This window comes from Aeromonas sp. HMWF016, from assembly GCF_963878195.1.
Lineage (GTDB): Bacteria > Pseudomonadota > Gammaproteobacteria > Enterobacterales > Aeromonadaceae > Aeromonas > Aeromonas lacus.
The window spans coordinates 74,232-89,999 of sequence record NZ_CAWNWX010000094.1 but is presented as its reverse complement, the minus strand read 5'-3'; the positions used below and the strand labels follow the sequence as shown (position 1 = coordinate 89,999).

Here is a 15,768-nt window from a genome sequence, read left to right as displayed (position 1 = left end):
TGCCACCCGGCATCAGCCAATCTTGGCACAGGCAACAACCCTCTATTTGCATCAGGGGGAGATCCTGAACAGGCCATCCGGCCCCCGTTTTATCAAACTGGGGCGCGCTCCAACACCACTTCAGACCGAACAACTCTGGCTTGTGGTGAGAGTGAATACGCTGCCGCTCTCTGCCGATCACAAGAAGTTGCTGGTCAAGCTGTATCAGGAGTGGCGCAAGGCCGGAGCCAAGGTAACGGGTATTCAGATCGACTTTGATGCAGCCACCCGCCAACTGGATCGTTACGCCACCTCTTTGCGGCAGTTGCGACAAGTGTTGCCTGCAGAGTGCAAGCTCAGCGTGACAGGCCTGCTCGACTGGGCCAAGACGGGAGATGTGGCGCAACTCAACAGCCTTCCGGTCGATGAGATAGTGATCCAGACCTATCAGGGCAAACATACGGTACCGGGTTACAGCTCCTATCTACCCGCCATGATGCAGCTCACCATTCCATTCAAGGTTGGTCTGGTGCAGGAGGGCGAGTGGGAACCCTCGTGGCAGGCAAAACTTGCGACCTCCCCCCACTACCGGGGGGAGGTCGTCTTCTTGCTCAATCGCTAGTCCAGGATATCCCTTACCCCACCTCCCCCAGCGCGCCGATGAGGGCATCGAGTCCCTGATCTACTTTCGAGCGGGGGCAGCCGACGTTGAGGCGGATATAGCCTGTGCCTTCCGGGCCGTAGGTATCGCCGCGCATGATGGCGACCCGGTATTTCTCCACCAGCAAGGCTTGCAGCGCATCCATCCGTTCGGTGGAGTCGATGCCAAGGCCGCTCAAATCAATCCAGGCGAGATAGGTCCCTTCGGGCACCCGATAGTCGATGGCGGGGAAAGCCGCGTTGAGCCGCGCCGCCACCTGGGCGAGGTTGCCGTGCAGATAGGATTTGAGCGCATCGAGCCAGGCAGCGCCGTCCCGATAGGCGCTGATATGAGCCAGCACCCCGAGAATGGGCGGTGATGAGAGGCCATGAGCCGCCTTGAGCCGCTGCAGATAGGCGGCCCGCGCCGCTGCGTTGGCGATAAAGGCGTAGGCGCCGCCAAGGGCCGGAATATTGAAGGATTTGGAGCCCGAGCTCACCAGCGCCCAGTGATCGTCCGGCGCCACCTCGCTCCACGGCAGGTAGCGAGCAAAGCTCACATCCATATGGATGTCGTCCGAGATGACTTTGACCCCGTGGCGCTGGCAGATGGCGGCCATCCGGCCGAGTTCATCCCGCGTCCAGACACGGCCGGTGGGGTTGTGGGGGCTGCAGAGCAGCAAAATCCGGCAATCGGGGCGGGCCGCCTGTTGCTCGAAGCTGGCCCAGTCGATCTGGTAACTCCCCTGCTCTTTTTTAAGCGGACAGGGCAGCAGCACCCTGTCGTTGGCAGCCAGCATATTGCCGAAGGCGTCGTAGGCGGGGGTATGCACCAGCACCCCCTCCCCCGGCGCCGACCAGAGGCTCACCAGCTGGGCAATCACATAGATGACCGAGGGGCCGTAGACCAGCGTCTCGGGGTCGAGGCTCGCCCCGTAGCTGCTGGCAAACCAGTTGCTCACCGCCCCCTTGAAGTCGTCGTGATTCCAGCGGCTGTAGCCAAATACCCCGTGTTCGAGCCGCGTTGCCAGTGTCTGGCGAATGCAGGGGGCGGTCTCGAAATCCATATCGGAGATGGTAAAGGGGAGCAGATCGGCATGGCCAAAACGGTCGGCCACATAGTCCCACTGGGTGCAGTAGGTGCCGTGGCGGTCGACCACATGGTCGAAGTCATAAATATCGTGCATGAAGTTTCTCCCTCCATAAACAGGAGACATATTGGGAGAGGCAAACAAGGGGGGCTTGCGCCCCCCGTTCGGATCTTATTGGCCGGTTCAGGCCCCCATCAGACTCTGCAGCTGGTTTTTCACCAGATGGACCTGCGGGCCGATCACCACCTGCAGGTTGTGCTCGTCGAGCTTGATCACCCCGATGGCACCGTTCGCTTTCAATACCTTGTCATCGACCCGGCTCATGTCCTGCACCGACATCCGCAGGCGGGTGATGCAGTTATCGAGCGCCAGAATGTTATCGGCGCCGCCCAGAGCGTTAAGGATGATTTCACCGTTGTAACCGCTGTTGCCGGCCTTCTTGCCTGCGGGCTGGGCAGCTTCGCTGGTTTCAATCTCGCGGCCCGGAGTTTTCAGGTTGAAGCGCACGATGGCAAAGCGAAACACGCTGTAGTAGATGGCAAACCAGATGGCGGCCGCGACCGGCACCAGATACCACTTGGTGGCAGTGCCTTGCAGCACGCCGAACACCAGAAAATCGATAAGGTTGCCGTCGGTGTTGCCGATGGTAACGCCGAGCAGCCCCATGGTCATAAAGCCCAGACCCGTCAGGATGGCGTGAATGACGTAGAGCACCGGCGCCACGAACAGGAACAGGAACTCCAGCGGCTCGGTGATACCGCCGATAACGCAGGCCACCACGCCGGAGACCAGCAGTGCCTTGATCTTGCCGCGATTTTCCGGGCGGGCGCAGTGATACATGGCAAGCGCCGCACCCGGCAGGCCGCCGAGGAAGGCAGGCATCTTGCCCTGAGAGAGGAACGAAGTGGCAGAGACCGAGAAACCGCTGGTGTCAGCGCAGGCGAGCTCTGAGTAGAAGATATTGAGCGCGCCGCTCACCTCGTGACCGCATACCAGCTGGGTGCCGCCCGCTTCGGTAAAGCGGATCAGCGCCACCAGAATGTGGTGCAGACCGAGCGGCAGCAGCAGGCGCTCACCGGTACCGAACAGGAAGGGACCGAAGGGACCAGCGTGGGAGATAAGCGCCCCGATACCGTTGATGCCAGCGGCAAACCAGGGCCAGGCAAACGGCACGACCAGACCGACCACCCCCAGTACCAGCACAGTGATGATGGGCACGAAGCGGGCACCGCCGAAGAAGGCGAGCGCATCGGGCATCTTGTAGGTGTAAAAACGGGCGTGCAACTTGGCGACGATCACCCCGACGATGATGGCCCCCAGAATCCCGGTGTCGATGGAGCTGATGCCGAGGATCGATTTCACCCCGTAGGCCTTCTCCGCTGCCGCATCACCGATGACGTTGGCCACCGTGAGGTAGAAGTTGATGGAGAGGTTGAGCGCCGCATAGCCGACGAAACCGGCAAAGGCCGCCACCCCCTTCTCTTCCCGTGCCAGCCCCAGCGGAATGGCCACCGCGAACATCACCGGCAGGTAGATAAAGGCCACCAGCCCCACCTTGGTCATCCAGAGGAACAGCAGTTGCAGCACGGTATTGTCGAGGAAGGGCATGCTCTGCTTGACCGCATCGCTGGTGAGCGAGCTGCCGACACCGAGCAGAATGCCCGAGAAGGCCAGCAGGGCGACCGGCAACATAAAGGTCTTGCCGAGGCTCTGCAGGAACTCCCAGATAGTGGATTTGGCTTGAGGCTTGGCCATGAAACGGCTCCTTGTGAATAGACAGCAATATCTGCGGCTTTCCCCGTGGCTGCTCGTAGCAATCTCGACGCAGAGGCGCGGGTCAGCATCAGGTTTTGCTGGATGATAAAACGTTTTATCAACTTACAAGTGCCGACAGGATCACAGAATAAGGGGGCTGGCTGGCAGCAGGATCCAAATTTGTGAGCCGGATCGGCCAGATGGTGATGTAACGTTTCACTTAAGTACTCGAGCAGGTATGCTGGGGCCTCGCTTTCAACTGTCCGTCGTCCATTCGCCCTATGTCGCCCAAATCCCTCTCTGCCAAAGCCACCAAGATCACCGATGTCGCCCAGCGGGCGGGAGTGTCGGTCACCACCGTCTCCATGGTGCTCAACGGCAAGGGGCGCATCTCGCCGGCCACTGCCGAGCGGGTGCAGCAGGCGATAAAAGAGCTCGACTACGTGCCCAACAGCGCCGCCGCCAACCTGCGCAGCCAGCAGTCCAATCTGGTGGGGCTGATCCTGCGCGACATCACCGACCCCTTCTATACCGAGGTGACCGCCGGGGTGAGCGAGGTGCTGGAGCAGCAAGGCTATCTGCTGTTTCTGACCCAGTGCGGCCACAGCCCGGAGCGGCTGCAGCAGAGCATCCACTCCCTGTCACGGCAGGGGGTGGCGGGCATCATCTTCAATCCGGTGCGCGGCGCGGCGGCCAAAACCCTGGAGACCCTGCTCGACTCCGAGCTGCCGGTGGTGTGCGCCGCCCGCTCCTACTATCGCGATGACGTGGACTTTATCGGCCCCGACAACACCCACGCCGCCAAGCAGGCCACCACCTACCTTATCGAGCAGGGCCACCGCCATATCGCCTATGTCGGCGGTCGGGCCGACTCCCTCACCCGCGCCGAGCGCATCGGCGGCTACTGCGCCAGCCTGCTGCAATATGGCTTGCCCTTCAAACCGGAGTGGGTACTGGAGTGCGAACGCACCCAGCGCAGCGCCGCCGACACCATCGCCCAGCTGCTGCACCAGCACCCCAAGGTGACCGCCGTGCTCTGCCACTACCCCGAGGTGGCGCTCGGCGCCATCTATGGCGTCGAGGCAAGCGGGCGCACCGTCGGCAAGGACAACTACATCGGCCAGCAGGTGGCCCTGCTCGGCTTTGACGATGTGGCGGAGGCCGAACTCACCTCCCCCGCCCTCACCTTCGTCAGCTCACCGGCCCGCGAAATCGGCCGTCAGGCGGCAAGGCGCCTGCTGACCCGGATGCAGCAACCCGAACTCGCCCCCAACCGCCATATCATCACCCCCAATCTGCAAAAGCGGGAGTCGGCCTGAGCTGGCTGGGCGCCCGAGCTCGCCCCACCCGCCATATCATCACCGCTCACCAGCAAACCGCAGAAGCAGGAGTCGGCCTGAGGCGCACGGTTACGGCGCGCAAATAAGGGGCTGTAGTGGCCAAATAGCAAAGAGGGGGCGCAAAACGTGAGCCTGCTCACTGCGCTGGCAAGGAGAGATTGAGAGCCAAGTGGAGAGGAATATGATGGGCGTCCACTCTCTTCACGAGCCCCTTTATGAGCAACCCGCACGACCAGAATCCGCCGAGTGAAATCCATCGCTGTGACAAATGTGGCGAGCGAACCCGCCATATCGTGGTGCTGGTCGCTCGCGATCACAGCCAGGACATCATGCCCAAGGATCCGCGCAAAGCCTTCTGGCAAGCCTTTACTTCCAGCAGCATCACCAACTGGGCGTTTGGTGAAACACTGGCCTACCAGACAACCCATGTAAAACATCTAATTTGCGAGCGGTGCGGGGAGAAGTTTCTGGAGTATTGAGGGCTACAGCCTGCCATCCGTCACACAACCAACCGAATAAACTCCCGCCATCAAGCAAGTAGTTTGTTGATCCTTGGCAGGTTTTTACCTGCTGCCGGTTTTGCATCGCCCCCACCTTGATTACCATGGCTCACTTGGCAACCGGGATTGGGAGGGACGTTGCCGAGATCGCTCTGGCCACCATAGCGCCATCCCCTCCCACCACATCGCCGGTTAACAGCAGCAGAGTGGAGGCTGTCGTCCAGGGGCGGTAGCGTGCCGCTTGGCCACACCTGGGCCACAAACCCCTCTCCAGTAATCCACAAGGATCCCGCCGTTATGTTTGAGTACGTCGAAAAACTGCAAGCGCGCATCACTACCATGGTCAGCCAGAACGAAGCCGGGATCCGGCAGGCGGCCTACTGGTTTAGCGAGGCCATCGTCCACAACAAGATGATCCATATGCTGGGCACCGGGCACTCCCATATGGTCGGGCTGGAGGGGTTTATCCGTGCCGGTGGCCTTGGCAATATCAACGCCGTGCTCGACTCCACCGTCACCACCGCCGATGGTGCCCTGCGCAGCTCGGCGCTGGAGAAGCTGCCGGGGCTTGCCGCCATCCTGTGGGAGGAGCAGCCGATTGCGCCGGGGGACCTGATGGTGGTCATCTCCAATTCGGGTCGCAACGCCCTGCCCATCGAGTGGGCCCAGCTTGCCAGAGCGCGCGGCCACAAGGTGATCGCTATTACCTCAGTGGCGCAATCGGCGCAAAACCCGAGTCGTCACCCTTCTGGCCAGAAACTGATGGAGCTGGCCGATCTGGTACTGGACAACTGCGTGCCGCCGGGCGATGGCCTGTGCGAAGTCAATGATCAGGTCACCGGCGCCTTCTCCTCCATCTCCGGCATGGTGCTGATCAATACGCTGGTAGTCGAAGCGCAGAAACTGGCGCTGGCACAAGGCGTCACCCCACTTATTTTCTCCAGCCAGAATGTGGATGGCTTTAATAACGAGGATGTTTACCGCCATTTCCAAGGACGATTGAAGTCGATGTAAGCAATTAAGATATTGTCGCGGTAAACGTTGGGCTTCACTTCGTTTAGCTCCAACCTACGATGTTTGGCCCAACATACGCGATACAACCTATTTTTTCCTTTTCTCATAAAATAAAAACAGGATAATCAATGCACGTATATAGATACCGTTCACCAGGTCTTTTATCTCAAAAAGAGCTTATTTATGATGAATGGTACTTTGCCTCCCGTGAAGAGCTAAACGACCCAATTGATATGCAATCAAGATTTGAGTTCCCTGGAAATAGTACAGAAATTTGGAAAAGGGTGCTCAGAGCGCTATGGAAAGATAGTGAATATATAGATTTTTTTGCCAATTACTTATCAAACATAAGTCCTATCTCTTACGAGAAAATTCTTTCTGAGTATGAACACCATGTAAAAAACTTAATCTCTCATGCATACGAGAGTAATAATTTTAATTTGTTCAAACTAGAACAGTTAAATAGTCATATAAACCAACTATCATCTCTATTGTCACTCTATGCACCAAATGCAGGCTATTCGGTCTCTCTTTCAAAATCAAATAGCGATATGTTAATGTGGTCCCATTATGCATCTAGCCACACCGGTTACTGCTTAATATATAGGCCAATTAATAAAAAATTAAATCAATGCCCTCATAGAACAAAGGATTCATTAATCGTTAGTGATGGGCATACCAGTCTGATAGGTTGCGATTTCCCTCTAGAAGAGATTCAATACAGTAATCAATTAGAACCTATAAACGCATTCTATCTTCTTCCCAGTTTTAACACAGGACTTCAATTCAAATCAGATAGTGAGCGTTTGCATTTTCATTCAAAAATACAACAGCAACTACTAACAAAAAATGAATGCTGGGATTATGAAGAGGAAGTTAGATTGTTACTTCTACAGCCTAATCACTGGATATCAGGTCAGTCGGAATATAGTAGTTATCAACGCCTCTTTCATTATGATTTTGACCAAGTGGCTGGAATAGTATTTGGTGCAAGGATGAAAAAAAATGAAAAGGCAGCCCTAAAAGAAATTATAAATAAAAAACTAGAAGAGAGAATACGCATAGAGAACTGTAAGGGTGGTAGAAAATACATCTTCGATTTTCTTTACCAGCAAGCTGAAATTTGCAATTCATCTCGAACAGTAAAAATAATAGATAATGAATTGATATCTATGGGTTCAGTTATTGATGTAGGCACACCATATTATGAAAGACAGTTAAAACGATGGAAGGATTTTAAAGGTATGACTTGGGATTCAGAAATGTTCAACTATGACGACATACCATAGAAACGTCGGTTAGACGTGTGCTGCGTATTTAGGCATTCATTTAATCACCTCGACCTTCCAGACGCCACAATTTTGTTACCAAATAAGCAGTGCAATTCACCTAGTTTATTACCCCAACGGTACCACAACTTTAAATATCAAAACAAAATATTATGAAATTACGCGTTATTTACTTATTGTTTTTCCTCGGATTATCCAGCCAAATCTCATTTGCTAATGAAACCGGATCTCAAGTTCCACCTCGGACAGAAGACTACCCGGCACCACCTGTATATAGAGGTAAGCCAGCCAAGCTTTCACTAGACTCTGAATTGGCCAGAACATTCCGTACCCGACTTACCGCGGCCTTGTCACAAAAACCAGTATATGCTGGTGAATATGTACTGACAGGCTGGGGATGTGGTTCATCAGGTTGTTATGATCAAGTCCTTGTCAACAAACGCACGGGCAAGGTACTTGATATGGTATTTAATGCTTATAGCTCATATGATGTAAATGATGAATCTGATATCCGTGTGGGAGAATGGATAGAATCACCCAAAATTGATAGCAGCCTTCTCACAACGGTTAAAGTTGAAAACAGTCAAGACGGAAAGTCTTTTATTTATTACACAAACTATTACATTGTTGATAAAAACCAGCTCACGCTTATAAAAACGCTCCAAGACAGTCCATAGATTCGAGTATTCAGGTATTCATCCGGTCACCTTAATCCAGTAGGGTGCAATAAGCGCAGCGCATTGCACCTCTATCTTTGCCACCACCCAGCCTGCCCAAACAGGCGGTGCAATTCACTCTGTTCATTGCACCCTACGGTGCGTCTATGGCTGTGGTTTTTCTTGCCCGTTGTGGTGAGCTGTCTGGCACTGATGGTGCAACCCATTTATCCAGCTTGTTCTGCTCGCACCTCCCCTGCGCCCGCCCCTCGCTTCCCGCCAGCGGGGCCATTTCTGTGCGTTGGCTCACATCTCGCAGCCGTTTATCACCTCACAAATTTATAGAAAGAGTGCTCCCATTCGCTGAGTAAAAACTCACCGCATGGCCAAATCGCTGAACCACGAACAAACACAACTAATTGATTTTAATCATCAATAAAAATATGAGCGATTCAATCCGCCCCCGTTTCAGCAGCTGTTCAGCTTTGCGATCAGGGTCACACTCAAGGTGATGGCGCACAAAAATCCAGTTATTCGCACATTTGTCCGATAGGGTGACCTCTCCCCCGGCGCGATAATAGTCGGGTCAATTTTGTCTGCATGCCGCCCAGCAAGGGCGGCATGCCAACAGGCTCCGGCAACGGAGCGGGGAGAGCGCCATGATAACCACCTTGATCAATGAACATCTGATCAATCTCGATTTGAAAGCGACACGCAAGGAGGAGGTCTTCACCGAGATGGCCCGCCTGCTGGTCGCGCAAGGCAAGGTCAGTGACGAGCAGCAGTTCGTCAAGGATCTGTGGGCCCGTGAAGAGCTGGACAACACCGGCTTTGAAGAGGGTGTTGCCCTGCCCCACGCCAAGAGTGCGGCTGTCAGCACCCCGGCCGTCGCCATCGGCATCAGCCGCAACGGCATCGACTACGGCGCCGAAGATGGCAAGCCGTCCAAACTGTTCTTCATGATTGCCTCCCCGGCCGGTGGCGCCAACCACCATATCGAGGTGCTGGCCGAGCTCTCCGCCAAGCTGATTGAAGAGGGCTTTATCGATGCCCTGCTGGCAGCCAAAACCCCGGCCGATGCGCTGGCACTGCTGCTGGCCAAGAAAGAGGAAGCGGCTGCCGCACCTGCGGCTAACAAGGGGCTGATCATCGGTGTCACCGGTTGCCCGGCCGGTATCGCCCACACCTATCTGGCGGCCGAGTCGCTGGAGCGCGCCGCCAAGGAGCTGGGTTATGAGGTGAAGGTGGAGACCAACGGCTCCATCGGCGTCAAGAACAGCCCGACTGCGGACGAGATCGCCCGCGCCGCAGCCATCGTGGTGGCCTGCGACAAGCAGGTGGACATGGCCCGCTTTGCCGGCAAACCCCTCATCAAGACCGGCGTAAAAGCCCCCATCAAGGATGGCAAGGGTCTGATTGAGCAGGCCCTGAAAGCCCCCGCCTATGTGGCAGACAAGGATGAGAAGAAGGGTGACGAGAAGCGCGCCAGCGGCGGCAGCTCGGATCTCTATCGCTACCTGATGAACGGCGTATCGCACATGATCCCGTTCGTGGTGACCGGTGGTCTGCTGATCGCCCTGTCACTGGCCATCGGCGGCAACCCGACTCCGAGCGGCATGCAGATCCCGGAAGGGAGCATGTGGAACCAGATCCTCAACGTGGGCGTGGCCGCCTTCACCCTGATGATCCCCATTCTGGCGGGCTATATCGCCTACGCCATCGGTGATCGTCCGGCACTGGCACCGGGCTTTATCGGCGGCTGGATCGCCAACAACGGCAGCTTCTACGGCGCTGACGCCGGTACCGGCTTTATCGGTGCCATCATTGCGGGCCTGTTGGTCGGCTATCTGGTGCGCTGGATTGCCACCCGTCAGTACCACAAGATGGTGCAACCGCTGGTGCCGATCCTGATTGCCCCCATCGTCGGGTCGCTCTTTATCGCTGCGGTATTCATCTTCATCATCGGCGCCCCGATTGCCGACATGATGACTGGCCTCAACGCCATGCTGCTCTCCATGAGCGGTGGCAGTCTGGTGCTGCTGGGTATCGTGCTGGGTGGTATGGCCGGCTTTGATATGGGTGGCCCGGTCAACAAGGTGGCCTTCCTCTTCTCCGTCGGCATGATCGCCTCCGGTCAGACCCAGTTCATGGGGGCCATGGCCTGCGCCATCCCGGCTGCGCCTCTTGGCATGTCGCTGGCTACCGTGCTCGGTCGCAAGCTCGGCATCTTCGACGAGTCCGAGATCGAAGCGGGCAAAGCCGCCGGTGCCATGGGTCTGGTGGGTATCTCCGAAGGTGCGATTCCGTTCGCCGCCCGTGACCCGCTGGCCGTCATTCCGGCCAACGTGCTGGGCAGCATGACCGCCGCTGTGATGGCCTTCCTGTTCGGCATCACCAACAGCGTTGCCCACGGTGGCCCCATCGTGGCCCTGCTGGGTGCCGTCAACAAGCCGCTGCTGGCCCTGCTCTGCATGATCTGCGGTGCCATCGTCACCGGCGTGGTAGCGGTTGCCCTGAAAAAGCTGCGGGTAAAAAAGAGTGACGAGGTAACCCTGGCCAAGGCGGCCTGAGTTCTTCCTCCCCGAGCCACAAACGCTCGCGAACCATAACAATGAGGCCACCCCGGGGTGGCCTCTGCTTTTTCCTTGTCTTTTCCTTATCTTTTCCTTGTCGGCCTCAACACCCTCTTTATCGCCCCCTCTCTTGCCACGCCAAAGCAGCGCCTCGTTTCCCGCGCCATTCCCTCTCCTCCCACCCCGATACCGGCGGAAATATCGCCAATCCAGGGTCAGCTCTGTGATTGCACTCACGCTTTGCCCGCGAAATCGCAAAAACTAGGAAATTTTCCTAATTGCCCTAGGGATGGCTCTCAAGCCATTTTTTCCGCCCCTGATTAGAGTCACCCCACCTGATGTCGTGACCCGCACCACGACGGGCGAAATGCCCCGTCCTTCGGCAGCGGGCCCGGGTTTACACGGGCAGAAGCAGGCCAACCGGCCCCCTTTTGCCCCCTTTCCGTGGCGTGACCTCCCATAACTGCACAACAACGCAAGGGGCGCGGCGGAATAGCGTCTATCTCGCAGAGGATGAACGAAAATGTTGAAATTTCTTGAACAGGTCCGGGTCCCCACCCTCGACCTGCCGGTAGAAGCCCGGCGCAAACTCTGGTTCAAGCCGTTTATGCAATCCTATCTGGTTGTATTTATTGGCTATCTGACCATGTATCTGATCCGCAAGAACTTCAACATTGCGCAGAATGACATGATCCAGTCCTACGGTCTCTCCATGACCGAGCTCGGCATGATCGGCCTTGGCTTCTCCATCACCTACGGGGTGGGCAAGACCATCGTCTCCTACTATGCCGACGGCAAGAACACCAAGCAGTTCCTGCCGCTGATGCTGATCCTCTCCGCTCTGTGCATGCTGGGCTTCAGTGCCAGCATGGGCGGCACCGGCTTCAGCCTCTACTTCATGATCTTCTTCTACGCCCTGAGCGGCTTCTTCCAGAGCTGTGGCGGCTCCTGCAGCTACTCCACCATCACCAAGTGGACCCCCCGCAACAAGCGCGGCACCTATCTCGGTATGTGGAACCTCTCCCATAACGTGGGCGGTGCCGGTGCGGCCGGTGTGGCGCTGTTTGGTGCCAACTACCTGTTCGATGGCCACGTGCTCGGCATGTTCATCTTCCCCTCCATCATTGCGCTGATCGTCGGCTTTATCGGCCTGCGCTTTGGTAGCGACTCGCCGGAAGCCTACGGCCTTGGCAAGGTGGAAGAGCTGTTTGACGAAGTGGCGAGCGAAGAAGATATCGCCACCGAGGAGCAGAAGCTGACCAAGGGTCAGATCTTCGTGAAGTACGTACTGCTGAACAAGGTGATCTGGCTGCTCTGCTTTGCCAACATCTTCCTCTATGTGGTGCGTATCGGTATCGATCAGTGGTCCACCGTCTATGCCCACCAGGAGCTGGGCTTCTCCAAAGACGTGGCTATTCAGGGCTTTACCTTCTTTGAAGTGGGCGCTCTGGTCGGCACCCTGATGTGGGGCTACCTCTCCGATCTGGCCAACGGCCGTCGTGGTCTGGTTGCCTGCGTGGCACTGGCGCTCATTATCGCCACCCTGGGTCTCTACCAGCACGCCACCACCCAGTTCATGTTCCTGGGCTCCCTGTTCACCCTGGGCTTCCTGGTGTTTGGTCCGCAGCTGCTGATCGGCGTGGCCGCCGTGGGCTTCGTGCCCAAGCAGGGCATCAGCGTGGCCGATGGCGTCAAGGGCACCTTCGCCTACCTCATCGGTGACAGCTTCGCCAAGCTGGGTCTGGGCATGATTGCCGATGGCACCCCCATCTTCGGCCTGACCGGCTGGAGCGGCACCTTCGCGGCGCTGGACATGGCAGCAGCCGCCTGTCTGGTACTGATGGCCTGCGTGGCGATTGCCGAAGAGCGCAAGATCCGCCGCATCAAGCGCGAGCTGAAAGCCGCCGAACTGGCAACCCAGACCGCCTGATAGCCATAACAACAGACGCAGATTGTTCAGGGCTACCCACACGGGTAGCCCTTTTTGTTTAGCCAAACTAAATACTCAAGTGGCCCTTTTCCGCCATTTTTGTGGCCCAAAGCCCTATCGAGATCCCACTTTTGGCCGGGGCTTTTGGCAAAAAATCCCCGCCGGCGTTATCTTGTTGGCCCCCCGTTTCGCACAGTTCAGAGCCAATGAAGATCATTGCCGTCACCGCCTGCCCGACCGGCATCGCCCACACCTATATGGCAGCCGAAGCGCTGCAAAAAGCCGCCGCCGCCCTCGGCCTCAAGATCAAGGTCGAAACCCAGGGCGCCATGGGGATGGAGAACTCCCTCACCGCCCGCGACATCGCCAGCGCCGATCTGGTGCTGATCGCCTCCGACATCGACATCGAGCAGAAGGAGCGTTTCCTCGGCTGCCATATCCATCGGGTGAGCCTCGAAACCGTGTTGCTCGATGCGCAGGCGGTGCTGAGATCACTGCCCCGGCCCAGCTGATGCTAAGCCGCGAGATCACCTTCTACTGCCATCAGGGGATGAGCATTGCCCGCACCAAACAGCTGAGCCGGCTGGCGGGGATGTTCAAATCCTGCATTCGCTGCGCCAACCTCACCCGGCGCCAGACGGTTATCGCCAGCAATCAGCTCTCCCTGCTCACCCTCGCCACCCAGCCCGGCGATCTCTGCCAGCTGCAGATCGAGGGCAACGACGCCGAGCTGGCCCATATGGCCTTCACCTGCTGGTGCGGCGAGCTGGGCCAGCCGCTGGTGCGTCCCGCCAGCGCCGCGCTGGCCGAGCTGCGTCTGGCGAGCGCCCTGCCCGACTACCACTTCGCCCTGCACCAGCTGGCCCACAGTCCCGCGCCGCTGACCAAGAGCGAGGCGCTCGAACACCTGATCGACCTGCTGCCCGCCGAGCTGATCAGCAACAGAGCCGCGCTGGAGGAGGCGATCAGTCGGCGCGAGCAGATCGCCGCCACCATCATCTGCCCGGGCCTCGCCATGCCCCATGTGCTTTGCGAGGGGATAAGCCAGCCCGCCCTGAGCCTGCTCAGCAGCCCGGCCCCCATCGAGTGGGGCTCGCAGCTCGGGCCGGTGCAGACCATCATCCTGCTGGCGGTGCCGACCGGCTGCGGGCGCGACACCCTGCTCCCCCTCACCCGGCTGGCCCGCGCCCTGATGGACGACGTGATAAGCGGCGCCCTGCTGCAGGCGAGCTCGGCCCCCGCCAGACAAGCCATCGTGATTGAAAACCTGCTAGGTTGACCCTCGGCCGGAAGCCGCCTATTTTCCCGGGATCTCTTTACCCCCCTCCCATTCATCCTGCCGTCAGCCCCCTGTGGTACACTCGCTGCCATTCCCACTTGCCAATCCGCTATCCGATGAAATCTGCCCGCTCCCGACTCTCGCTGCCAAACCGTCCCGCCCGCGATGGCGCTCCCCGCTCTGCTGCCCGGCCAGCCGAATCCCGCCACGTTGCGGCGCGCAAGCCGGAGCTGGCCCCCGAAGATCGCAAGCTGCTCCTGCTGAACAAGCCCTACATGGTGCTCTGCCAGTTCACCGACGAGGCGGGCCGCGAGACCCTCAAGGATTACATCAAAGAGCCCGGCATCTACGCTGCTGGCCGACTTGACCGTGACAGCGAGGGGCTGTTGCTGCTCACCAACGATGGCAAGCTGCAGGCGCGCCTCACCCAGCCGGGGGAGAAGACCCCCAAGACCTACTGGGTGCAGGTGGAAGGGATCCCGAGCGAAGAGAAGCTGGCTGCCCTGCGCGCCGGTGTCGAGCTCAACGACGGCATGACCCTGCCCGCCGGGGCACGCATCATGGATGAACCTGCGGTGTGGCCGCGCAATCCGCCCATTCGCGAGCGCAAGGAGATCCCCACCTGCTGGCTGGAGATCAAGATCATCGAGGGGCGCAACCGCCAGGTGCGGCGGATGACCGCCCATATCGGCCACCCCACCCTGCGCCTTATCCGCTACGCCATCGGTGACTGGACGTTAGATGGTCTGGCCCCGGGCGAGAGCCGCGCCCTGCCCGCCCCCGAGCTGGCGCCAGCCCCGCGCAGGACACAGACGCCAAACAAACCGCGCGGTCAGGGCTCGGGCAGCAACAATCCGCGCGCTGCCCAATCGACCCGAAGCCCTCATAGTCAGGTACAAGGGCGCGACAGCCGTGACGCGAGCCCGCGCCCGGCCAATCGCAGTAGCGGCCGTGGCACTGCGCGCCGACCGGCCCGCAGCAAACCCTCGGAATAACGCGCAGCCTGCTGGCAATCAAGCAGTAAAGCACGCCGCAGAATCGAGCCCCCTTGCTCCGGCTGGGGGCCAAACCGGTAACGAGACAAGGAGTCCTTATGAGCGATAACCTTCCTGTATCGCAGGAGAAAACGCCGCACGAACGCATGCAGGCCAGATTGACGGTCGCCGCGCTGGTGCAGTGGCAGGGCCGTTTTCTGGTGGTGGAAGAGGAGATCAAGGGCCAGCGCCGCTTCAACCAGCCCGCCGGCCATGTAGAGGCCGGTGAAGATCTGCTCACCGCCGCCTGCCGCGAGCTCAAAGAGGAGACGGGGCTGACCGCCACGCCCACCGCCTGGCTTGGCACCTATCTCTATAAACCGGCCGACAGCGAGGCCACCTATGTGCGCACCGCCATCATCTTCGACCTTGAAAAAGCGCCGGGTCAGCACCATCCAGAGGATCCTGACGGCGATATCCTCGCCTGCCACTGGCTCACACTGGAGGAGATTGCCGAGTGCAAACCGGCCCTGAGAAGCCCGCTGGTGTGGCAGTGCATCGAGGATTATCTGGCCGGCACCCGCCTGCCGCTCTCGGCGCTCAAGGCATTTATCCAGAGCTAGGGGCAGAGCAGGCATCCGCTGGCAATCGCCACAAGAAAAACGATTTCCTGCCGCAAGGTTCCTGATGGGGACAGTGGCATGGAGATGTGACCGGGGGCGCAAAACTCTGGTAGAATACGCCCCGTT

The 15,768-nt window shown here is 58.4% G+C and carries 14 protein-coding genes; 12 read left to right on the top strand and 2 right to left on the bottom strand.

Going from position 1 to position 15,768, the window contains the following annotated elements; genetic code table 11:
- Positions 1 to 22 precede the first annotated feature (22 nt).
- A complete protein-coding gene (locus AACS24_RS15345; RefSeq protein WP_238567467.1) occupies positions 23 to 601 on the top strand; it encodes a DUF3142 domain-containing protein in 579 nt (192 codons plus the stop codon).
- A 13-nt stretch (positions 602 to 614) separates the two neighbouring features.
- On the opposite strand, the gene AACS24_RS15340 is transcribed toward AACS24_RS15345, so the two are convergent.
- Complete coding sequence (locus tag AACS24_RS15340; RefSeq protein WP_108571193.1) at positions 615 to 1,805, bottom strand: MalY/PatB family protein; 1,191 nt, start codon at positions 1,803 to 1,805, stop codon at positions 615 to 617.
- 87 nt (positions 1,806 to 1,892) lie between these two features.
- Positions 1,893 to 3,464, bottom strand: coding sequence for a maltose/glucose-specific PTS transporter subunit IIBC (malX, locus tag AACS24_RS15335; protein ID WP_108571192.1), 1,572 nt, complete (start codon positions 3,462 to 3,464; stop codon positions 1,893 to 1,895).
- Positions 3,465 to 3,745: 281 nt separating this feature from the next.
- Between malX and AACS24_RS15330 the strand changes: the two genes are divergently transcribed.
- The 11 genes from AACS24_RS15330 to AACS24_RS15280 all read left to right on the top strand — a co-directional run bounded on the left by AACS24_RS15330 (position 3,746) and on the right by AACS24_RS15280 (position 15,642).
- The gene (locus AACS24_RS15330; protein ID WP_005344074.1) at positions 3,746 to 4,783 is read left to right on the top strand and encodes a Mal regulon transcriptional regulator MalI; all 1,038 of its coding nucleotides are present in this window, start codon (positions 3,746 to 3,748) and stop codon (positions 4,781 to 4,783) included.
- Between the two features lie 236 nt (positions 4,784 to 5,019).
- A complete protein-coding gene (locus tag AACS24_RS15325) occupies positions 5,020 to 5,283 on the top strand; it encodes a hypothetical protein (RefSeq protein ID WP_033113193.1) in 264 nt (87 codons plus the stop codon).
- A gap of 318 nt (positions 5,284 to 5,601) precedes the next feature.
- Complete coding sequence (locus AACS24_RS15320; protein WP_108571191.1) at positions 5,602 to 6,318, top strand: sugar isomerase domain-containing protein; 717 nt, start codon at positions 5,602 to 5,604, stop codon at positions 6,316 to 6,318.
- A gap of 128 nt (positions 6,319 to 6,446) precedes the next feature.
- Entirely contained in the window at positions 6,447 to 7,607 is a 1,161-nt protein-coding gene (locus AACS24_RS15315) for a DUF2971 domain-containing protein (RefSeq protein ID WP_108571190.1), read from the top strand.
- Positions 7,608 to 7,759: 152 nt separating this feature from the next.
- Positions 7,760 to 8,284, top strand: a complete 525-nt coding sequence (locus AACS24_RS15310; protein ID WP_146181421.1) for a hypothetical protein — start codon at positions 7,760 to 7,762, stop codon at positions 8,282 to 8,284.
- Positions 8,285 to 8,922: 638 nt separating this feature from the next.
- Positions 8,923 to 10,833, top strand: coding sequence for a PTS fructose transporter subunit IIABC (locus AACS24_RS15305; RefSeq protein ID WP_019446857.1), 1,911 nt, complete (start codon positions 8,923 to 8,925; stop codon positions 10,831 to 10,833).
- 526 nt (positions 10,834 to 11,359) lie between these two features.
- A complete protein-coding gene (gene uhpT, locus AACS24_RS15300; protein WP_033114408.1) occupies positions 11,360 to 12,766 on the top strand; it encodes a hexose-6-phosphate:phosphate antiporter in 1,407 nt (468 codons plus the stop codon).
- Positions 12,767 to 12,972: 206 nt separating this feature from the next.
- The gene (locus AACS24_RS15295) at positions 12,973 to 13,278 is read left to right on the top strand and encodes a PTS fructose transporter subunit IIB (protein WP_033114409.1); all 306 of its coding nucleotides are present in this window, start codon (positions 12,973 to 12,975) and stop codon (positions 13,276 to 13,278) included.
- On the top strand, positions 13,278 to 14,045 hold the full coding sequence (locus AACS24_RS15290) for a PTS sugar transporter subunit IIA (RefSeq protein ID WP_108571189.1): 768 nt from the start codon (positions 13,278 to 13,280) through the stop codon (positions 14,043 to 14,045). Before AACS24_RS15295 ends, AACS24_RS15290 begins: the two co-directional genes overlap by 1 nt.
- A 116-nt stretch (positions 14,046 to 14,161) precedes the next feature.
- A complete protein-coding gene (gene rluE / locus AACS24_RS15285) occupies positions 14,162 to 15,040 on the top strand; it encodes a 23S rRNA pseudouridine(2457) synthase RluE (protein WP_108571188.1) in 879 nt (292 codons plus the stop codon).
- A gap of 98 nt (positions 15,041 to 15,138) precedes the next feature.
- Positions 15,139 to 15,642 carry an NUDIX hydrolase gene (locus AACS24_RS15280; RefSeq protein ID WP_181364195.1) on the top strand — a complete coding sequence of 168 codons (504 nt, stop codon included), beginning with the start codon at positions 15,139 to 15,141 and terminating at the stop codon, positions 15,640 to 15,642.
- Positions 15,643 to 15,768: the final 126 nt, after the last annotated feature.